The sequence below is a fragment of the Providencia sp. PROV201 genome (assembly GCF_028479545.1).
In the GTDB taxonomy this organism is placed as follows: Bacteria; Pseudomonadota; Gammaproteobacteria; order Enterobacterales; family Enterobacteriaceae; genus Providencia; species Providencia huaxiensis.
In genome coordinates this window covers 54,005-70,654 of sequence record NZ_JAMPNW010000001.1, presented here as the reverse complement: position 1 = coordinate 70,654, position 16,650 = coordinate 54,005, and the positions used below count along the sequence as shown (strand labels likewise).

16 protein-coding genes and 1 other annotated feature are annotated in these 16,650 nt (G+C 40.7%); of the genes, 15 read left to right on the top strand and 1 reads right to left on the bottom strand.

Going from position 1 to position 16,650, the window contains the following annotated elements:
- Positions 1 to 297 precede the first annotated feature (297 nt).
- The 9 genes from thrS to ihfA all read left to right on the top strand — a co-directional run bounded on the left by thrS (position 298) and on the right by ihfA (position 8,454).
- Positions 298 to 2,226, top strand: coding sequence for a threonine--tRNA ligase (gene thrS / locus PR809_RS00325; RefSeq protein WP_102139211.1), 1,929 nt, complete (start codon positions 298 to 300; stop codon positions 2,224 to 2,226).
- 3 nt (positions 2,227 to 2,229) lie between these two features.
- A complete protein-coding gene (gene infC, locus PR809_RS00320) occupies positions 2,230 to 2,769 on the top strand; it encodes a translation initiation factor IF-3 (RefSeq protein ID WP_102139210.1) in 540 nt (179 codons plus the stop codon).
- A 421-nt stretch (positions 2,770 to 3,190) separates the two neighbouring features.
- A complete protein-coding gene (infC, locus tag PR809_RS00315) occupies positions 3,191 to 3,730 on the top strand; it encodes a translation initiation factor IF-3 (RefSeq protein WP_071524539.1) in 540 nt (179 codons plus the stop codon).
- Positions 3,731 to 3,825: 95 nt separating this feature from the next.
- Positions 3,826 to 4,023 (top strand): 50S ribosomal protein L35, encoded by a 198-nt coding sequence (gene rpmI / locus PR809_RS00310; RefSeq protein WP_004263702.1) that lies wholly within the window; start codon positions 3,826 to 3,828, stop codon positions 4,021 to 4,023.
- A 45-nt stretch (positions 4,024 to 4,068) separates the two neighbouring features.
- Complete coding sequence (rplT, locus tag PR809_RS00305) at positions 4,069 to 4,425, top strand: 50S ribosomal protein L20 (RefSeq protein WP_004263714.1); 357 nt, start codon at positions 4,069 to 4,071, stop codon at positions 4,423 to 4,425.
- An 89-nt stretch (positions 4,426 to 4,514) separates the two neighbouring features.
- Positions 4,515 to 4,644 (top strand) — a sequence feature (Phe leader region).
- A complete protein-coding gene (pheM, locus tag PR809_RS20100) occupies positions 4,521 to 4,565 on the top strand; it encodes a pheST operon leader peptide PheM (RefSeq protein ID WP_136134757.1) in 45 nt (14 codons plus the stop codon). Its footprint overlaps the feature before it by 45 nt.
- Before the next feature lie 123 nt (positions 4,645 to 4,767).
- The gene (gene pheS / locus PR809_RS00300) at positions 4,768 to 5,751 is read left to right on the top strand and encodes a phenylalanine--tRNA ligase subunit alpha (RefSeq protein WP_102139209.1); all 984 of its coding nucleotides are present in this window, start codon (positions 4,768 to 4,770) and stop codon (positions 5,749 to 5,751) included.
- A 14-nt stretch (positions 5,752 to 5,765) separates the two neighbouring features.
- Positions 5,766 to 8,153 carry a phenylalanine--tRNA ligase subunit beta gene (gene pheT, locus PR809_RS00295; RefSeq protein WP_102139208.1) on the top strand — a complete coding sequence of 796 codons (2,388 nt, stop codon included), beginning with the start codon at positions 5,766 to 5,768 and terminating at the stop codon, positions 8,151 to 8,153.
- A gap of 4 nt (positions 8,154 to 8,157) precedes the next feature.
- On the top strand, positions 8,158 to 8,454 hold the full coding sequence (gene ihfA, locus PR809_RS00290; RefSeq protein ID WP_004263721.1) for an integration host factor subunit alpha: 297 nt from the start codon (positions 8,158 to 8,160) through the stop codon (positions 8,452 to 8,454).
- A 52-nt stretch (positions 8,455 to 8,506) separates the two neighbouring features.
- On the opposite strand, the gene PR809_RS00285 is transcribed toward ihfA, so the two are convergent.
- Entirely contained in the window at positions 8,507 to 9,619 is a 1,113-nt protein-coding gene (locus PR809_RS00285; protein WP_206275858.1) for a RhoGAP domain-containing protein, read from the bottom strand.
- Between the two features lie 113 nt (positions 9,620 to 9,732).
- Between PR809_RS00285 and btuC the strand changes: the two genes are divergently transcribed.
- The 6 genes from btuC (at position 9,733) to arnD (ending at position 16,648) form a co-directional block, all read left to right on the top strand.
- Entirely contained in the window at positions 9,733 to 10,734 is a 1,002-nt protein-coding gene (btuC, locus tag PR809_RS00280; RefSeq protein ID WP_272524432.1) for a vitamin B12 ABC transporter permease BtuC, read from the top strand.
- Positions 10,735 to 10,739: 5 nt separating this feature from the next.
- Complete coding sequence (locus PR809_RS00275) at positions 10,740 to 11,513, top strand: vitamin B12 ABC transporter ATP-binding protein BtuD (protein ID WP_229597570.1); 774 nt, start codon at positions 10,740 to 10,742, stop codon at positions 11,511 to 11,513.
- Positions 11,514 to 11,632: 119 nt separating this feature from the next.
- A complete protein-coding gene (arnB, locus tag PR809_RS00270) occupies positions 11,633 to 12,778 on the top strand; it encodes a UDP-4-amino-4-deoxy-L-arabinose aminotransferase (RefSeq protein WP_102140635.1) in 1,146 nt (381 codons plus the stop codon).
- Positions 12,778 to 13,770 carry an undecaprenyl-phosphate 4-deoxy-4-formamido-L-arabinose transferase gene (gene arnC, locus PR809_RS00265; RefSeq protein WP_102140636.1) on the top strand — a complete coding sequence of 331 codons (993 nt, stop codon included), beginning with the start codon at positions 12,778 to 12,780 and terminating at the stop codon, positions 13,768 to 13,770. Before arnB ends, arnC begins: the two co-directional genes overlap by 1 nt.
- On the top strand, positions 13,770 to 15,755 hold the full coding sequence (arnA, locus tag PR809_RS00260) for a bifunctional UDP-4-amino-4-deoxy-L-arabinose formyltransferase/UDP-glucuronic acid oxidase ArnA (RefSeq protein WP_102140637.1): 1,986 nt from the start codon (positions 13,770 to 13,772) through the stop codon (positions 15,753 to 15,755). Before arnC ends, arnA begins: the two co-directional genes overlap by 1 nt.
- Positions 15,755 to 16,648, top strand: a complete 894-nt coding sequence (gene arnD, locus PR809_RS00255; protein WP_166265307.1) for a 4-deoxy-4-formamido-L-arabinose-phosphoundecaprenol deformylase — start codon at positions 15,755 to 15,757, stop codon at positions 16,646 to 16,648. The genes arnA and arnD overlap by 1 nt, the downstream gene beginning before the upstream one ends.
- The last annotated feature ends 2 nt before the right edge of the window (positions 16,649 to 16,650 follow it).

The following is a 16,650-nucleotide window of genomic DNA, read 5'->3' as shown; positions in this document are numbered from 1 at the left end:
AGAAACTATTTCCTGCATTAGATAGCTTATTCGCCATTTAATCGGGAAGGTGTTGATTTTTCAGATGAAGAATAACAATTAGCGGCATTACGCTATCGCCATAAAATAGGTCTGTGTTATCATTAGTAGTTGAGTTACTCACGATGTAACGAAATAGGGCGCTTAAGCTGCCCATATTTGTGTACATATCTTGCATAGTGAAGTGAGAAATCGTTAGTAACGTATTGATTTATAACTTTGGAATAATCAAGCAAGTGATCTTTCGTGTGGGTCACCACTGCTGATAAGGATTTTTTAATGCCTGTTATTACTCTTCCTGATGGAAGTCAGCGTCAGTTTGACCATCCCGTTTCAGTGATGGATGTTGCTCGTGACATCGGAGCGGGTTTAGCTAAAGCCTGTATCGCGGGTCGAATTAATGGTGAACGTGTTGATGCATGTGAAATAATTGAACATGATGCAAACGTGTCCATTATTACGAGCAAGGATGAAGACGGACTCGAAATTATTCGTCACTCTTGTGCTCACCTGTTAGGCCATGCCATCAAGCAATTATGGCCAAATACGAAAATGGCGATTGGTCCTACTATCGACAATGGTTTTTACTATGATGTCGATTTAGACCACATGCTGACGCAGGAAGACTTGGAAAAGCTTGAAAAGCGTATGCTTGAGCTTGCCAAAACAGATTATGAGGTGGTGAAAAAACGTGTTTCTTGGAGCGAAGCTCGTGAAACTTTCGTTGCCCGTGGCGAAGACTATAAAGTTGAAATTTTAGATCAAAATATTAGTCAAGATGACCGCCCAGGTTTATATCATCACGAAGAATATGTTGACATGTGTCGCGGTCCACACGTACCAAACATGCGTTTTTGCCACCATTTTAAATTACAGAAAGTGGCTGGCGCATACTGGCGTGGTAACAGCGATAACAAAATGCTGCAACGTATTTACGGCACCGCATGGGCTGATAAAAAACAATTAGCAGCCTATTTATTACGTTTAGAAGAAGCAGCTAAGCGTGACCACCGTAAAATTGGTAAACAATTAGATTTATACCATATGCAAGAAGAAGCGCCGGGTATGGCTTTCTGGCATAATGACGGTTGGACAATTTTCCGTGAACTGGAAACCTTTGTACGCACTAAACTGAAGGCCTATAATTATCAGGAAGTGAAAGGGCCATTTATGATGGACCGCGTATTATGGGAAAAAACAGGTCACTGGGATAACTATAAAGATGCCATGTTCACGACTTCATCTGAAAACCGTGAATATTGTGTCAAACCAATGAACTGCCCGGGTCACGTACAGATTTTCAACCAAGGTTTGAAATCATATCGTGACTTACCATTGCGCATGGCAGAATTTGGTAGCTGTCACCGTAATGAGCCATCAGGTGCGTTGCACGGCTTAATGCGTGTGCGTGGCTTTACTCAGGATGATGCACATATCTTCTGTACTGAAGAGCAAATCTTAAGTGAAGTAACCAGCTGTATTGAAATGATTTATGATGTTTATGCAACTTTCGGTTTCGAAAAAATTGTTGTAAAACTATCAACTCGCCCTGAAAAACGTATCGGTACTGACGATATGTGGGACAGAGCGGAAGAAGATTTGGCTAATGCCCTGAAATCAAAAGGTATTGAATTTGAATACCAACCAGGTGAAGGCGCATTTTATGGTCCGAAAATCGAGTTTACACTGTACGACTGCCTTGACCGTGCATGGCAATGTGGTACTGTCCAGTTAGACTTCTTCTTGCCAGGCCGTTTAACAGCTTCTTATGTAGGTGAAAATAACGAACGTATCGTTCCTGTGATGATCCACCGTGCAGTGTTAGGTTCACTAGAACGCTTCATTGGTATCTTAACAGAAGAGTATGCGGGCTTTTTCCCAACATGGTTAGCACCACAGCAAGTGGTCGTAATGAACATTACTGATAGTCAAGCAGACTATGTTCAAGAATTAGTTAGCAAGCTGCAAAGTGTTGGCATTCGTGCGAAAGCGGACTTACGTAACGAGAAAATCGGCTTTAAGATCCGTGAACACACGCTGCGTCGCGTCCCTTACATGTTAGTATGTGGTGATAAAGAAGTTGAATCAGGTAAAGTTGCTGTACGTACCCGTCGTGGTAAAGACTTAGGTAGCCTTGATGTCAACGAATTCATGACAAAACTACTTGAAGAGATCCGCAGTCGTCAACTCAATCAGATGGAGGAATAAGGTATTAAAGGCGGAAAAAAACTCCCAACAGCGCGTCCAAATCGTATTAACGATGAAATTCGCGCAACAGAAATCCGTGTCACTGGTTTAGACGGTGAACAACTTGGCGTAATGAGTGTGCGTGAAGGCCTCTTTAAAGCAGAAGAAGCTGGTGTCGATTTAGTCGAAATCAGCCCAAATGCCGAGCCGCCAGTTTGTCGTATCATGGACTACGGTAAATATCTTTATGAGAAGAGTAAGTCTCAAAAAGAACAAAAGAAAAAACAAAAAGTTGTTCAAGTGAAGGAAATTAAATTCCGTCCAGGAACAGACGAAGGCGACTACCAAGTTAAACTACGTAGTTTAATTCGCTTTTTGGAAGATGGTGACAAAGCTAAAGTAACACTGCGTTTTCGTGGTCGCGAAATGGCTCACCAACAGATTGGCTTAGAAGTGCTTAACCGCATCAAAACCGATCTGGATGAACTGGCATCAGTTGAATCATTCCCATCAAGGATTGAAGGACGCCAGATGATCATGGTATTGGCACCAAAGAAAAAATAATTAAGCCAGTATGGTTATAGCGAAGTATTGCTAGAGTCTAGCAGCGCTCATTTGGGCGCTGCTTCTCTGTTTTATTCGTGATGAAAAATTTTATTATTGATGAAAGTAATGCCATACCAGCTAAGGTAATCGGTATATTTAACGTCTTGTTATTTTCTTCATTAATGAATCAAAGTAATTGTGTCAAAGCGATAATTGGCCTCAAAAGCCAAGTTTTCAAACAGTTCAGAATGATTTATTGCAAGAATTACTTGAGTAATCCAGCAAGAAGCATTAAAATCCGCGGTCGAATCACTTTGTCAGCGCATAGCGCATTAGGGCAAACTAAGAATATCGTACATGCGTCAAGTAGTAACTATTGAGTGACGGGTGTATTTGCTTGAGAGAAGCAAATCTCTTTATCCAATTGGAGGAATGAAGTATTAAAGGCGGAAAAAGAATCCCAACAACACGTCCAAATCGTATCAATGATGAAATTCGTGTTCCAGAGGTCCGTTTAACAGGTTTAGACGGTGAACAGTTAGGCATCATGAGCGCACGCGAAGCGCTTGAAAAAGCTGAAGAAGCAGGTGTAGACCTCGTTGAAATCAGCCCAAATGCTGAACCGCCAGTTTGTCGTATCATGGATTACGGCAAATTCCTTTATGAGAAGAGCAAATCTCAAAAAGAGCAAAAAAAGAAACAAAAAGTTGTTCAGGTGAAGGAAATTAAATTCCGCCCTGGTACAGATGAAGGTGATTATCAGGTCAAACTACGCAACCTGACTCGCTTTCTAGAAGATGGTGATAAAGCTAAAGTTACGCTGCGTTTTCGCGGTCGTGAAATGGCTCACCAGCAGATCGGTCTGGAAATGCTTAACCGCATCAAAGCTGATCTGGAAGAGCTGGCATCCGTGGAATCTTTCCCTTCAAGAATTGAAGGACGTCAGATGATCATGGTGCTGGCACCGAAGAAGAAATAATTAGGCCTGCAAGTAATATTCGTTTATAGCAATATAGATGTTATTCGCCTAATTAATTCGTAGTTAATCACAATGCGAAGTTGGAAATAAAAGAAATGCCAAAGATTAAAACTGTACGTGGCGCAGCAAAGCGCTTTAAAAAAACTGCAGGCGGTGGCTTTAAGCGTAAGCATGCAAACCTTCGTCATATTCTGACTAAAAAGTCAACTAAGCGTAAACGCCATTTACGTCCGAAAGGAATGGTATCTAAGGGCGATCTGGGTCTGGTAGTAGCCTGCCTGCCTTACGCATAAGTAAACAATTTAGTTAATTAAGATAAAAGACGATAGGAGATAGCTATGGCTCGCGCAAAACGTGGTGTAATCGCACGTGCACGTCACAAAAAAATTCTGAAGCAGGCGAAAGGTTACTATGGTGCACGTTCACGTGTTTACCGCGTAGCGTTTCAGGCGGTAATTAAAGCTGGTCAATACGCTTACCGTGACCGCCGTCAACGTAAACGTCAGTTCCGTCAACTGTGGATCGCACGTATCAACGCTGCGGCTCGTCAGAACGGTCTGTCTTACAGCCGTTTCATCAATGGCTTGAAAAAAGCTTCAATTGAAATCGACCGTAAGATCTTAGCAGACATCGCAGTTTTCGATAAAGCAGCATTCACTGCTTTAGTAGAAAAAGCGAAAGGCGCTTTAGCTTAATTGTTTGCTTGATAAGAGGAGGGTAACTTCCTCTTTTCATTTATAGTTATTTGTGTTAATACTTTAGATACAGTCAGTTATTGAGAGTTAGTTACATGCATTCTGTTATTTTTCGTTTCTTTTTTTACTTTAGCACCTGAATATCGGGGGCTTTTGCGCGTAAATAGAAAGAAGAAATGAAAGATTACGCTAAAGCCTCCTTAGGGAGGCTTTTTTGTTTCTAGTTTTAGATTAAGTAAAGTAAAATCAGTTAAGTATTCATTCATTACCAAATGGAATGTGAAGCTTAATATATATAGTGAATAACTAGCAAAAAGACCAATTGGTCATAAAGGGGAAACAATGCCACATCTCGCTGAGTTGGTTGCACAGGCAAAAGCAGCCATTGAACAGGCCCAAGATGTTGCTACGTTGGAATCAGTGCGTGTTGAATATTTAGGCAAGAGCGGCCATTTCACACTACAGATGAAAACGTTGCGTGAACTGCCTGCTGAGGAACGTCCAGCAGCAGGGGCTGTGATAAATGAAGCTAAAGTACAGGTTCAAGATGCTCTGAACGCCCGTAAGGACGCGATGCAAGCTGAAATCCTTAATGCACGTCTGGTATCAGAAAAAATTGACGTGTCATTACCAGGGCGTCGAATGGAAAATGGTGGGTTACACCCAGTGACCCGTACAATTCAGCGAATTGAAGAATTTTTTGGCGAATTAGGTTTCTCTGTTGAAACAGGCCCAGAAATCGAAGATGACTACCATAACTTTGATGCGCTAAATATCCCTGCTCACCACCCTGCGCGTGCAGACCACGATACTTTTTGGTTTGATGCAAAACGCTTATTGCGTACGCAAACATCAGGTGTACAAATCCGTACAATGAATGGTCAACAACCACCGATTCGTATCATTGCCCCGGGTCGTGTATATCGTAATGATTACGACCAAACGCATACACCTATGTTCCATCAAACAGAAGGCCTGATTGTTGATAAAGATATCAGCTTTACCAATCTAAAAGGCACATTGCATGATTTCTTGAATAACTTCTTTGAAGAGGAAGTTCAAGTACGTTTTCGACCATCATATTTCCCATTCACCGAACCTTCAGCGGAAGTTGATGTTATGGGTAAAAATGGTAAATGGTTAGAAGTATTAGGCTGCGGAATGGTTCATCCAAATGTATTGCGTAATGTAGGTATTGACCCTGAAGTCTACTCTGGATTTGCCTTTGGTATGGGGATGGAGCGCTTAACAATGCTACGTTACGGTGTTTCTGACCTACGTGCATTCTTTGAAAATGATCTTCGTTTCCTCAAACAGTTTAAATAAGGCGGGTCTATCTCATGAAATTCAGTGAACTATGGTTACGCGAATGGGTAAACCCGGCGATCAGTAGTGAAGCATTATCAGACCAAATCACGATGGCGGGTTTGGAAGTTGATGGTGTAGATGCAGTTGCTGGCCAATTTCACGGCGTTGTTGTTGGTGAAGTGGTTGAGTGTGGTCAACACCCAAATGCAGACAAACTGCGCGTTACAAAAGTTAACGTAGGCGGTGAGCGTTTATTAGATATCGTCTGTGGTGCACCAAACTGCCGTCAAGGCCTAAAAGTTGCTGTTGCAACGGTTGGTGCGGTATTACCGGGTGATTTTAAAATTAAAGCGGCAAAACTACGTGGCGAGCCTTCTGAAGGTATGCTGTGTTCTTATTCTGAGCTGGGTATTTCTGATGACCACAGCGGAATTATTGAATTGCCTCTAGATGCCACTATCGGTACCGATATTCGTGAATATCTAAAACTTGATGATAATGCGATTGAAATCAGCATTACACCTAACCGTGCAGATTGCTTAAGTATTCTTGGGGTTGCACGTGATGTCGCTGTTATTAATAAATTAGCGTTGAATGAGCCTGCTATTAATACAGTATCCGTGACCACAAAAGACACTTTCCCAATTCGAGTAGAAGCACCTAATGCGTGCCCACGTTTCTTAGGCCGTGTGATCAAAAATATTGATGTGTCAGCGCCAACGCCATTGTGGATGAAAGAAAAGTTGCGCCGTGGTGGCGTCCGTTCTATTGACGCGGTTGTGGATATTACCAACTACGTCTTATTAGAATTGGGTCAGCCTCAACACGCTTATGATCTAGACCGTTTAGATGGTGCTATTGTTGCTCGCATGGCAAAAGAAGGGGAGAAACTGGTTCTCCTTGATGGCAGTGAAGCAACGTTAAAATCAGACACATTAGTGATTGCTGATGAATCAAAAGCACTGGGGATTGCAGGTATTTTTGGCGGTGAACACTCAGGTGTTAATACGGAAACCAAAAATATTTTATTAGAGTGTGCATTCTTCGACCCATTATCGATCACAGGTCGCGCACGTAACTACGGTTTGCACACAGATGCATCTCACCGTTTTGAGCGTGGTGTTGACCCTCAATTACAGTTTAAAGCGATTGAACGTGCTACTGCGCTAATTGTTGAGATTTGTGGTGGTGAAGTCGGTGAAATTATTGATGTAACCAGTGAACAGCATTTACCAAAAGCCGCAAATATTAAACTGACGCGCAATAAATTAGACCGTTTGATTGGTCACTTTATTGAAGATGAGTTAGTTACTGATATTTTGACGCGTTTAGGGTGCAAAGTCACTGTTTCTGCTAATACATGGGATGTTGTCGCCCCAAGTTGGCGCTTCGATATGCAAATCGAAGAAGACTTAGTGGAAGAAGTCGCTCGTGTTTATGGTTATAACAGCATCCCTGATGTGCCATTACGTGCTGATTTGACCATGACTAATCACAAAGAAGCTAACCTACCTTTAAAACGTATTAAAGCAATGTTAGTTGACCGTGGTTATCAAGAAGCAATCACTTATAGTTTTGTTGACCCTAAAGTTCAAGCTTTACTGCACCCACAACAAGATGCGTTGCTTTTACCTAACCCGATTTCTGTTGATATGTCAGCGATGCGTTTATCGTTACTGACTGGTTTATTAGGAACCGTTGTCTATAATCAGAATCGTCAGCAAAATAGAATTCGTTTATTTGAGACAGGTCTGCGCTTTATTCCTGATAATCAAGCAGAATATGGGATCCGTCAGGAACCAATGCTTGCAGGGGTGATTACAGGCAATAGATTTGAAGAACATTGGTCATTAGATAAACAAGTTGTTGACTTCTTTGACTTAAAAGGTGATCTTGAAGCTGTTTTTGAATTGACTGGGAAACTAAATCAAATTACATTTAAATCTGAGGCACATCCTGCATTGCATCCAGGTCAAAGTGCTGGGATTTATCTGGAAAATGAACACATTGGCTTTATTGGTGTGGTTCACCCAGAATTAGAACGCAAACTCGATTTAAATGGTCGTACGGTGGTGTTTGAGGTTCGTAGTGATGCGATAGCACAACGTGTTATTCCTGAAGCTAAGGCGATTTCGCGCTATCCATCGAACCGCCGTGACATCGCTGTTGTCGTGCCAGAAGATGTGGCTGCTGCTGAAGTTTTAGCAGAGTGTAAAAAAGTTGGCATAAATCATATAGTTGGCATAAACTTATTTGATGTGTACTGTGGTGAAGGAATAGCAGATGGCTATAAGAGCCTTGCTATCAGTCTTGTCTTCCAGGATACCCAGCGTACTATGGAAGAAGAAGAGATCACTGCTACCGTTGATCTGTGTATTGCTGCGTTAAAACAGCGATTCCAAGCCTCCTTGAGGGACTAAACCTATGGCGCTTACTAAAGCTGAAATGTCAGAAAATTTGTTTGAAAAACTGGGTGTTAGCAAACGTGATGCTAAAGACCTTGTCGAAACTTTCTTTGAAGAGGTTCGCCTTTCCTTAGAAAATGGTGAGCAAGTAAAATTATCTGGATTCGGTAACTTTGATTTACGTGATAAAAATCAACGTCCCGGACGTAACCCAAAAACTGGGGAAGATATTCCAATTACTGCACGCCGTGTTGTTACTTTCCGCCCAGGCCAAAAATTAAAAAGCCGTGTAGAAAAAGCAACGCCGAAAGAGTAATTATATCGTTTGATATGAAAAAAGACCGCCTAGGCGGTCTTTTGTTTTTGGGTCACACAAATTGTTTTAGTTCTCTATCTATTAGCGTCGTAAGAAGTTTATTCGCGTAATCATGAAGAGCTTTTTCTTCCATCATGAATGTAGTTTGTTTCGCTTTACTTAATTTATTGAAATTATTTTCTTCATCAGCTGTTCTTTTATTTGATGACAACCCTCCGCCAATAGCTATGGCAATATTCTCTGGTTCCATTTTGTTTTCTTTTGAATGCATAGCAATTTTAACAAACAGTGGCATACAAATTTGTAGATGCAATGGTAGTTCTTGCTGCTCAGGTAATCTTTCATCCGCATTGTTTTTGGCTATCCGTAAAATTTTATCTCGCTTGTTCGGCGCCATATTTTTAACATGTTCTTTTGTTTCATTTTCTTGATGGATTGATTCCTTATATTTATTTATTAATTCTTTAAGTTTGTGTTCTTCATTTGGCTGCTTGATTAATATTTTGTTTCGTAATGCTTTAATCGCACCAGTAAGTTCATCTTGCGTCAAGTGATTATCTTCTAGTGCTTGTTGACTAAAGCTTGGGTTATTGGTGAGTTTCACTAAAAGATTAGATATCTTAGTACTAGCACCGCTCTTCCTGAAGATACCTTCTTGTTTAATATGTGTCGGGCTACTTAGTAAATCAAAAATCATCGTATTCATGGAATGAAATTCTGTTTTTTTATCCTCGGGTACGTCAGGATACTGGTTGATTAATTTCTGATTTTTTAAGTAGATCCTTTCGGCATCACAAGCCTCTTTTTTAACTGAGCTATGGTTTGACAAATTACTTATTTTAAGTTCGCTGTATTTCTGGGGCTGCTCAGTATGAGTTGGCACAAGATGTTGATTTACAGAGTTGGCAAGGGGGGGGTTATTGACAGATAGTGGTAAGCTTGTAGTATTTTTAACGTATACTGGGTTATCTATAATCTCAATTTTGTCAAACATATGTCTTAGCATGAATGTGAATTTTTGATAAGTAGATATAAAAAAATTCATTCCTGTATTTTTAATGGCCTTTATCGAATGAGTAAAAGACGTATTTTTTCTTTGCTCAGACGATTGTGCTTTATTAGGGGGTATAGTATTTGCATCATTATTTATTTTAGAAAAAATCATATGTATTACTCCAAAGTAAAAAAAATCAAAATGAGTTTAGATTCATTCATATGCTATCTCTTACATAAAAAGCTATAATTCCTTAACCTAATGAAAAAACATTTATTATCATGATAACTAACCAACTGGAGCGTTTGAAAAATATACAGAAGGTAACAGATTTACGCTTGATTATTATGGTGGTTATCAGTCTGTGTATCGTATCCGTTTTTTACCTTTGTGTTGGGGAAATATGGTATTGGCCAAACCAATTGGTAGGGGAAAGTGCCCAGCTTTTTGTTTGGCAAATTCGTTTTCCGCGCCTATTAGCCGTGATAATTGTCGGTGCTTCTCTTGCAGTCACAGGCGCTATCATGCAAGCCTTATTTGAGAACCCATTAGCCGAACCAGGATTATTGGGAGTAAGCAATGGTGCGGGTGTTGCTGTGGTATTTACGGTACTATTGTCTTCAGGCGTGACGCATTATTGGCTATTAAGTATTAGCTCAATTATGGGAGCACTATTTTTTACTTCCATATTGCTCTATTTTGCTCGTCGTAAGAACTTGAATAACTCCAGTTTATTGCTTGTCGGTGTTGCACTCGGTGTGATTAGTGGTGCCTGTATGACATGGATGGTGTATATGAGCAGTAATCTTGATTTGCGACAGTTATTGTATTGGATGATGGGAAGTTTTAGTGGGATTGGTTGGCATCAAATTGGCCTTGTTATTGGCTGTTTACCATTTTTAATTTGGGCACTTTTTCAAGGAAATATACTAAATTATCTTTCATTGGGAACGGTACAAGCCTATCAATTAGGTATCTCAATTCATAAATGGCGCGTTATATTAATTATTATTAGTGGTGTATTAATTGGTCTTAGTGTGGCGATAGCAGGGGCAATAAGTTTTATTGGTTTAGTTATTCCTCATGTATTGAGATTAAGCGGTTTAACAGATAACCGCGTATTATTAATTGGTTCTGCTGTGGCGGGGGCGTTAGGGTTATTAACTGCAGATTTACTGTCTCGGTTATTAATTGCCAATGCTGAAGTTCCTATTGGTGTTATTACGGCAACGCTAGGGGCACCGATATTTATTTTCTTGTTAATTCGTCACCAACAATGGCGGTAAAAGTGATGGATAATAAACTGATTATTGATATTAAAAATATTACCATCGATACTCGACTAGTTAATGTTTCAACTCAAGTGCTGGCTGGACAACAAATTCATCTATTGGGTGCTAATGGTGCGGGGAAAAGCACATTGTTAGCTGCAATAAGTGGCTATTTACCTGTGGATGGCGATATTTTAATAGGTGGAAAAAGTATACGGCAGTATCGTATTGCTCAATTGAGCCAACAACGTGCTTATCTTTCACAATTGGTTAACTCCCCCCCTATACTTAAAGTTTTTCAATATGTTGGCCTGTTTTCGCCTAACACTATATTTTCTACAGGTATTTTTGAACGATTATGTACAGACTTTCAACTCACATCACTATTAAGTAAGCCTATTAGCCAACTTTCTGGTGGAGAATGGCAGAGAGTTCGAATTATAGCTGCATTTTTGCAGGTCTGGGACAGCCAGCAATGCGAAGGAAAATTTATATTATTGGATGAGCCAACCAATAATTTAGACATTATTCAGCAATCAATGCTTGATAAATGGATTAAATATTTTTGTGATTGCTTAGGAACCGTTATAATGAGTGGTCATGACCTTAGTCATTCGTATAAAAATGCATCTTGTATTTGGATGATGAAACAAGGGCAGTTAGTTGCAATAGGGAAACCAGAGTGCGTCATGACAGAAAAAAAATTATCTGACATATTTATGTCTGAAATTAAGTTAGCGCACAGCACATCTCACCGAGTATGGCAGGTTATAAATTTAGTCGATGCGCAATGAGTTGTTTGTATCACACCTTTTTGCGTGATAATACCGCAATGTTTGCAGGTGTTGAGGTTCGGTTAAAGTATAATTAACTAGAATATTCTATTCACAATGAAAACTAGGCTATAAACAATATGAGCAATTTCTTACCATTTTCAAAACCGGCAATTGGTGATGAAGAGGTCAAAGCAGTAGAAAACGTTCTGCGTTCAGGCTGGATAACAACGGGCCCACAGAATCATCAGCTAGAAGACGATTTTTGTAAGCGCTATGGCTGCAAACATGCAATTGCATTGTCATCAGCAACAGCAGGTATGCATGTTGTATTAATGGCATTGGGTATTGGTCCTGGTGATGAAGTTATTACACCTTCTCAAACTTGGGTGTCAACAATCAATATGATTGAGTTGCTTGGGGCAACACCTGTCATGATTGATGTTGATCGCGACACACTGATGATCCAACCTGAAGCGGTGGAAAATGCGTTAACGGAAAAAACCAAAGCAATTATTCCAGTACACTATGCTGGGGCACCTTGTGATTTAGACGCGTTACGCTTAATTGCTCAAAAAGCGGGTGTGGCTTTAATCGAAGACGCTGCGCATGCCGTTGGTACACGATATAAAAACGAGTGGATTGGTGAAAAGGGAACGTCTATTTTCTCATTTCACGCGATTAAAAACGTGACCTGTGCGGAAGGTGGGTTAGTTGCAACAGACGACGATGAGCTTGCTCAGCGTGTGCGCACACTTAAATTCCACGGCCTAGGCGTTGACGCATTTGATAGGCAAATGCAAGGCCGCAAACCACAAGCTGAAGTTGTTGAGCCCGGTTTTAAATATAATTTGTCTGATATCCATGCCGCAATAGCCGTAGTGCAGTTATCACGAGTAGAGCAATTGAATCAGCGTCGTGCTGAGCTTACGGCTCGTTATCGTGAGTTACTGAAAAACTCCCCTTTACAAATGTTGAGTGTCCCTAGTTACTCACATTTACATGCGAATCACTTATTTATGGTACGTGTTGATAAAGCCGAATGTGGCATTGATCGCGATACATTCATGGAAAAATTGAAAGAGCATGATATTGGAACAGGGTTGCATTTTCGCGCTGCACATACTCAAAAATATTATCGCGAAAAATATCCTGAATTAGTTTTACCAGAATCAACATGGAATAGCGCCACATTGTGTTCGTTACCTTTATTTCCCGATATGACTGATGCAGATGTTGAACGGGTTGTTAAAGCTGTAGAAGCAGTTCTTTTGGAGTCAAAATAGTGTCACACGCAGATGAATTTGATGAGATTAAAAAAGTCTCAGTAGTAATCCCTGTCTATAATGAAGAGCAGAGCTTACCACAGTTATTGGAACGTACTATTAAGTCATGTAAACAATTAACTCAATCCTATGAATTAATTCTAGTTGATGATGGTAGTAGCGATCGTTCAGCACAAATGCTTACAGAAGCAGCGGAAAATCCTGACAACCACGTCATTGCAATTATTTTAAACCGCAATTACGGTCAACATTCTGCTATTATGGCGGGCTTTAACCAAGCTGATGGCGACTTAGTGATTACTTTGGATGCAGACTTACAAAATCCACCAGAGGAAATCCCACGTTTAGTCCAAACTGCAATGCAAGGTTATGATGTAGTTGGTACGCGCCGTGCGAATCGCCAAGACTCTTGGTTTCGCAAAACAGCCTCTAAAATGATTAATGCGATGATCACGAAAGCAACTGGGCGTTCAATGGGCGATTACGGTTGTATGCTTCGTGCATACCGTCGTCATATCATTCAAGCGATGTTGCAGTGCCATGAAAGAAGTACATTTATTCCTATTTTAGCAAATACATTTGCACGTAGAACCATTGAAATTGATGTAGCGCATGCAGAACGTGAGTTTGGTGATTCTAAATACAGCTTTATGAAGCTGATTAATTTAATGTATGACTTATTAACTTGCCTAACTACGGCACCACTGCGTTTATTGAGTGTTGTCGGAAGTGTTATCGCGATTGGCGGTTTTTTATTAGCGGTATTGTTAATTGCATTGCGTTTAATTTTTGGCGCAGAGTGGGCTGCAGATGGCGTATTCACTCTGTTTGCAGTACTCTTTATGTTTATTGGTGCGCAATTTGTTGCCATGGGGCTACTGGGCGAATACATCGGTAGGATCTACAATGATGTGCGCGCGAGACCTCGTTATTTTATTCAAAAAGTCGTTGGAGCAGATGCGAAATCCGACAAAAATCAGGAAGAAGACTAATGAAAGCTATTGTTTTTGCCTATCATGATATTGGCTGCGTAGGGCTAAAAGCGCTTGAAAAAGCAGGTTTTGATATCCAAGCAGTGTTTACACACACTGATGACCCAAATGAAAACCACTTTTACTCCTCAGTTGCGCGTTTAAGTGCTGACATGGAACTTCCTGTTTTTGCGCCTGAAAACGTTAATCACCCATTGTGGATTGAACGTATTCGCGAAATGAAACCCGATGTCATTTTCTCTTTCTACTATCGTGATATGTTAAGTGAAGAGCTGTTAGCTATCGCGCCTAAAGGTGCGTTTAATCTACATGGCTCATTGCTACCTAAATATCGCGGCCGTGCACCTATTAATTGGGCATTATTAAAAGGTGAAAGCGAAACAGGTGTAACCTTACATAAAATGGTCGCTAAGGCAGATGCTGGCGATATCATTGCTCAAGAAAAAGTGGTTATTACCGATACAGACACTAGCCTGACTTTACATGCGAAAGTCCGTGAAGCAGCGGAAGTTTTATTGGATAAAACACTGCCATTAATCGAAGCAGGTAGTTACAAAGCCGTTGCACAAGATGAAAGCCAAGCAACGTACTTTGGTCGTCGTACCGCTGAAGATGGCTTGATTAACTGGAACAACAGCGCAAAAGAAGTTAACTGCTTGATTCGTGCAGTGACTGAACCTTATCCAGGTGCGTTCACTTATTTAGGTGCACGTAAAATGGTTATTTGGCGCGCACGCGTTTTAGATGACAACCAAGGTAAACCGGCAGGTACGGTACTTTCGAGTGACCCACTGCGTATCGCTTGTGGCCAAGGTGCTATCGAAGTTGTTAGCGGTCAAAGTGAGACCGGTTTATATATGCAAGGTAACCGCCTTGCTAACGAAATGGGGATTGTGACTGATGTCCGCGTTGGTGCGAAACCAACAGCACAAGTTAAGCGTCGCACACGTGTTCTTATTTTAGGTGTGAATGGCTTTATTGGTAACCATTTAACAGAACGCCTGTTAAAAGATGGTAACTACGATATCTATGGTATGGATATCGGCTCTTCTGCAATTGAGCGTTTCATTGGTAACCCACGTTTCCACTTTATTGAAGGTGACGTTAGCATCCATACAGAATGGATTGAATACCACATCAAAAAATGTGATGTTATTCTCCCTCTGGTTGCGATTGCGACGCCAATTGAATATACCCGTAACCCACTACGCGTTTTCGAATTAGACTTTGAAGAAAACTTGAAAGTTGTACGTTACTGCGTGAAATATAACAAACGTATCATCTTCCCATCGACATCTGAAGTTTATGGTATGTGTGATGATAAAGAGTTTGATGAAGATGAGTCACGTTTAATTGTTGGTCCAATCAATAAACAACGTTGGATTTACTCAGTTTCTAAACAATTACTTGACCGAGTGATTTGGGCATACGGTGCGAAAGAAGGTTTGAAATTCACCTTATTCCGTCCATTCAACTGGATGGGACCTCGCTTAGATAGCTTGAATTCTGCACGTATTGGTAGCTCACGCGCTATTACTCAGTTAATTCTAAACTTAGTTGAAGGCTCGCCAATTAAACTGGTTGACGGTGGCGCACAAAAACGTTGCTTTACAGATATTAAAGACGGTATCGAAGCATTGTTCCGTATCATCGAAAATAAAGATGGTAAATGTGATGGCCAGATCATCAATATCGGTAATCCAACAAATGAAGCGAGTATTCGTGAATTAGCAGAAATGTTGTTGGAAAGCTTCGAAAAACACCCACAACGTGGAAAATTCCCTCCATTTGCGGGCTTCCGTGAAATCGAAAGCAGCAGCTATTATGGCCAAGGGTATCAAGATGTTGAACACCGTAAACCAAGTGTTGAAAATGCACGTCGTTTACTTGATTGGGTTCCAACTATCGATATGAAAGATACCATTGAAGAAACATTAGATTTCTTCTTACAAGGTGCAGTTGAAGAGTTAGGTAATAAAGACTAATGAAAAAAGTTGGCTTGAGAATTGATGTGGACACCTACCAAGGTACTTTAAAAGGGGTTCCACAGTTACTCAAAGTGCTCAAAGAGCATAATATTCAGGCCAGCTTTTTCTTCAGTGTAGGACCCGATAATATGGGGCGCCATTTATGGCGCCTTTTGCGTCCTAAATTTCTGTGGAAAATGCTTAGGTCGAACGCAGCATCCCTTTATGGGTTAGATATCTTATTAGCGGGCACAGCATGGCCGGGTAAAAAAATTGCTAAGGATTTAGGCTACTTGATGAAACAAACTTTGGATGCTGGCCATGAAGTTGGCTTACATGCATGGGATCATCAAGGTTGGCAGGCTAAAGTTGCCAAATGGAGCAAATCACAGCTGACTGAGCAAGTTAAGTTAGGTGTTGATGCGTTAGAGCAAGCCATTGGGCATCGTGTGACTTGTTCGGCCGTTGCTGGTTGGCGAGGTGATGAGCGAGTGTTAGAAGTTAAACAAATGTTTAATTTTGACTACAATAGTGATTGTCGTGGTAAATATCCATTTAGGCCAATTTTAGCCGATGACTCACTTGGGACAGTTCAAATCCCTGTCACACTGCCGACTTACGATGAAGTTGTAGGAACAGTCGTGAGTGATGACGCATTTAATGATTTTATTCTTCAAGCAATTAAAGAAGATCAAGGCGTTCCAGTTTATACTATCCACACAGAAGTGGAAGGAATGTCCAAATCGGAACAATTTTCACAATTATTGGAACGAATTACTCAAGAAGAAATCCAATTCTGTACATTAAGTGAATTACTGCCAGATGATTTGAATTCATTGCCAAAAGGGCGTGTGGTGAGGGCACCATTCCCCGGACGTGAAGGCTGGTTAGGCTGCCAAGAAGAGGAATAAGC

What these genes read in the sequence shown, in the direction of transcription:
- thrS (WP_102139211.1), top strand. Translation starts at nt 298, where the DNA reads ATGCCTGTTATTACTCTTCCTGATGGAAGTCAGCGTCAGTTTGACCAT.
- rpmI (WP_004263702.1), top strand. Translation starts at nt 3,826, where the DNA reads ATGCCAAAGATTAAAACTGTACGTGGCGCAGCAAAGCGCTTTAAAAAA.
- rplT (WP_004263714.1), top strand. Translation starts at nt 4,069, where the DNA reads ATGGCTCGCGCAAAACGTGGTGTAATCGCACGTGCACGTCACAAAAAA.
- pheS (WP_102139209.1), top strand. Translation starts at nt 4,768, where the DNA reads ATGCCACATCTCGCTGAGTTGGTTGCACAGGCAAAAGCAGCCATTGAA.
- pheT (WP_102139208.1), top strand. Translation starts at nt 5,766, where the DNA reads ATGAAATTCAGTGAACTATGGTTACGCGAATGGGTAAACCCGGCGATC.
- ihfA (WP_004263721.1), top strand. Translation starts at nt 8,158, where the DNA reads ATGGCGCTTACTAAAGCTGAAATGTCAGAAAATTTGTTTGAAAAACTG.
- PR809_RS00285 (WP_206275858.1), bottom strand. Translation starts at nt 9,619, where the DNA reads ATGATTTTTTCTAAAATAAATAATGATGCAAATACTATACCCCCTAAT.
- PR809_RS00275 (WP_229597570.1), top strand. Translation starts at nt 10,740, where the DNA reads ATGGATAATAAACTGATTATTGATATTAAAAATATTACCATCGATACT.
- arnB (WP_102140635.1), top strand. Translation starts at nt 11,633, where the DNA reads ATGAGCAATTTCTTACCATTTTCAAAACCGGCAATTGGTGATGAAGAG.
- arnA (WP_102140637.1), top strand. Translation starts at nt 13,770, where the DNA reads ATGAAAGCTATTGTTTTTGCCTATCATGATATTGGCTGCGTAGGGCTA.
- arnD (WP_166265307.1), top strand. Translation starts at nt 15,755, where the DNA reads ATGAAAAAAGTTGGCTTGAGAATTGATGTGGACACCTACCAAGGTACT.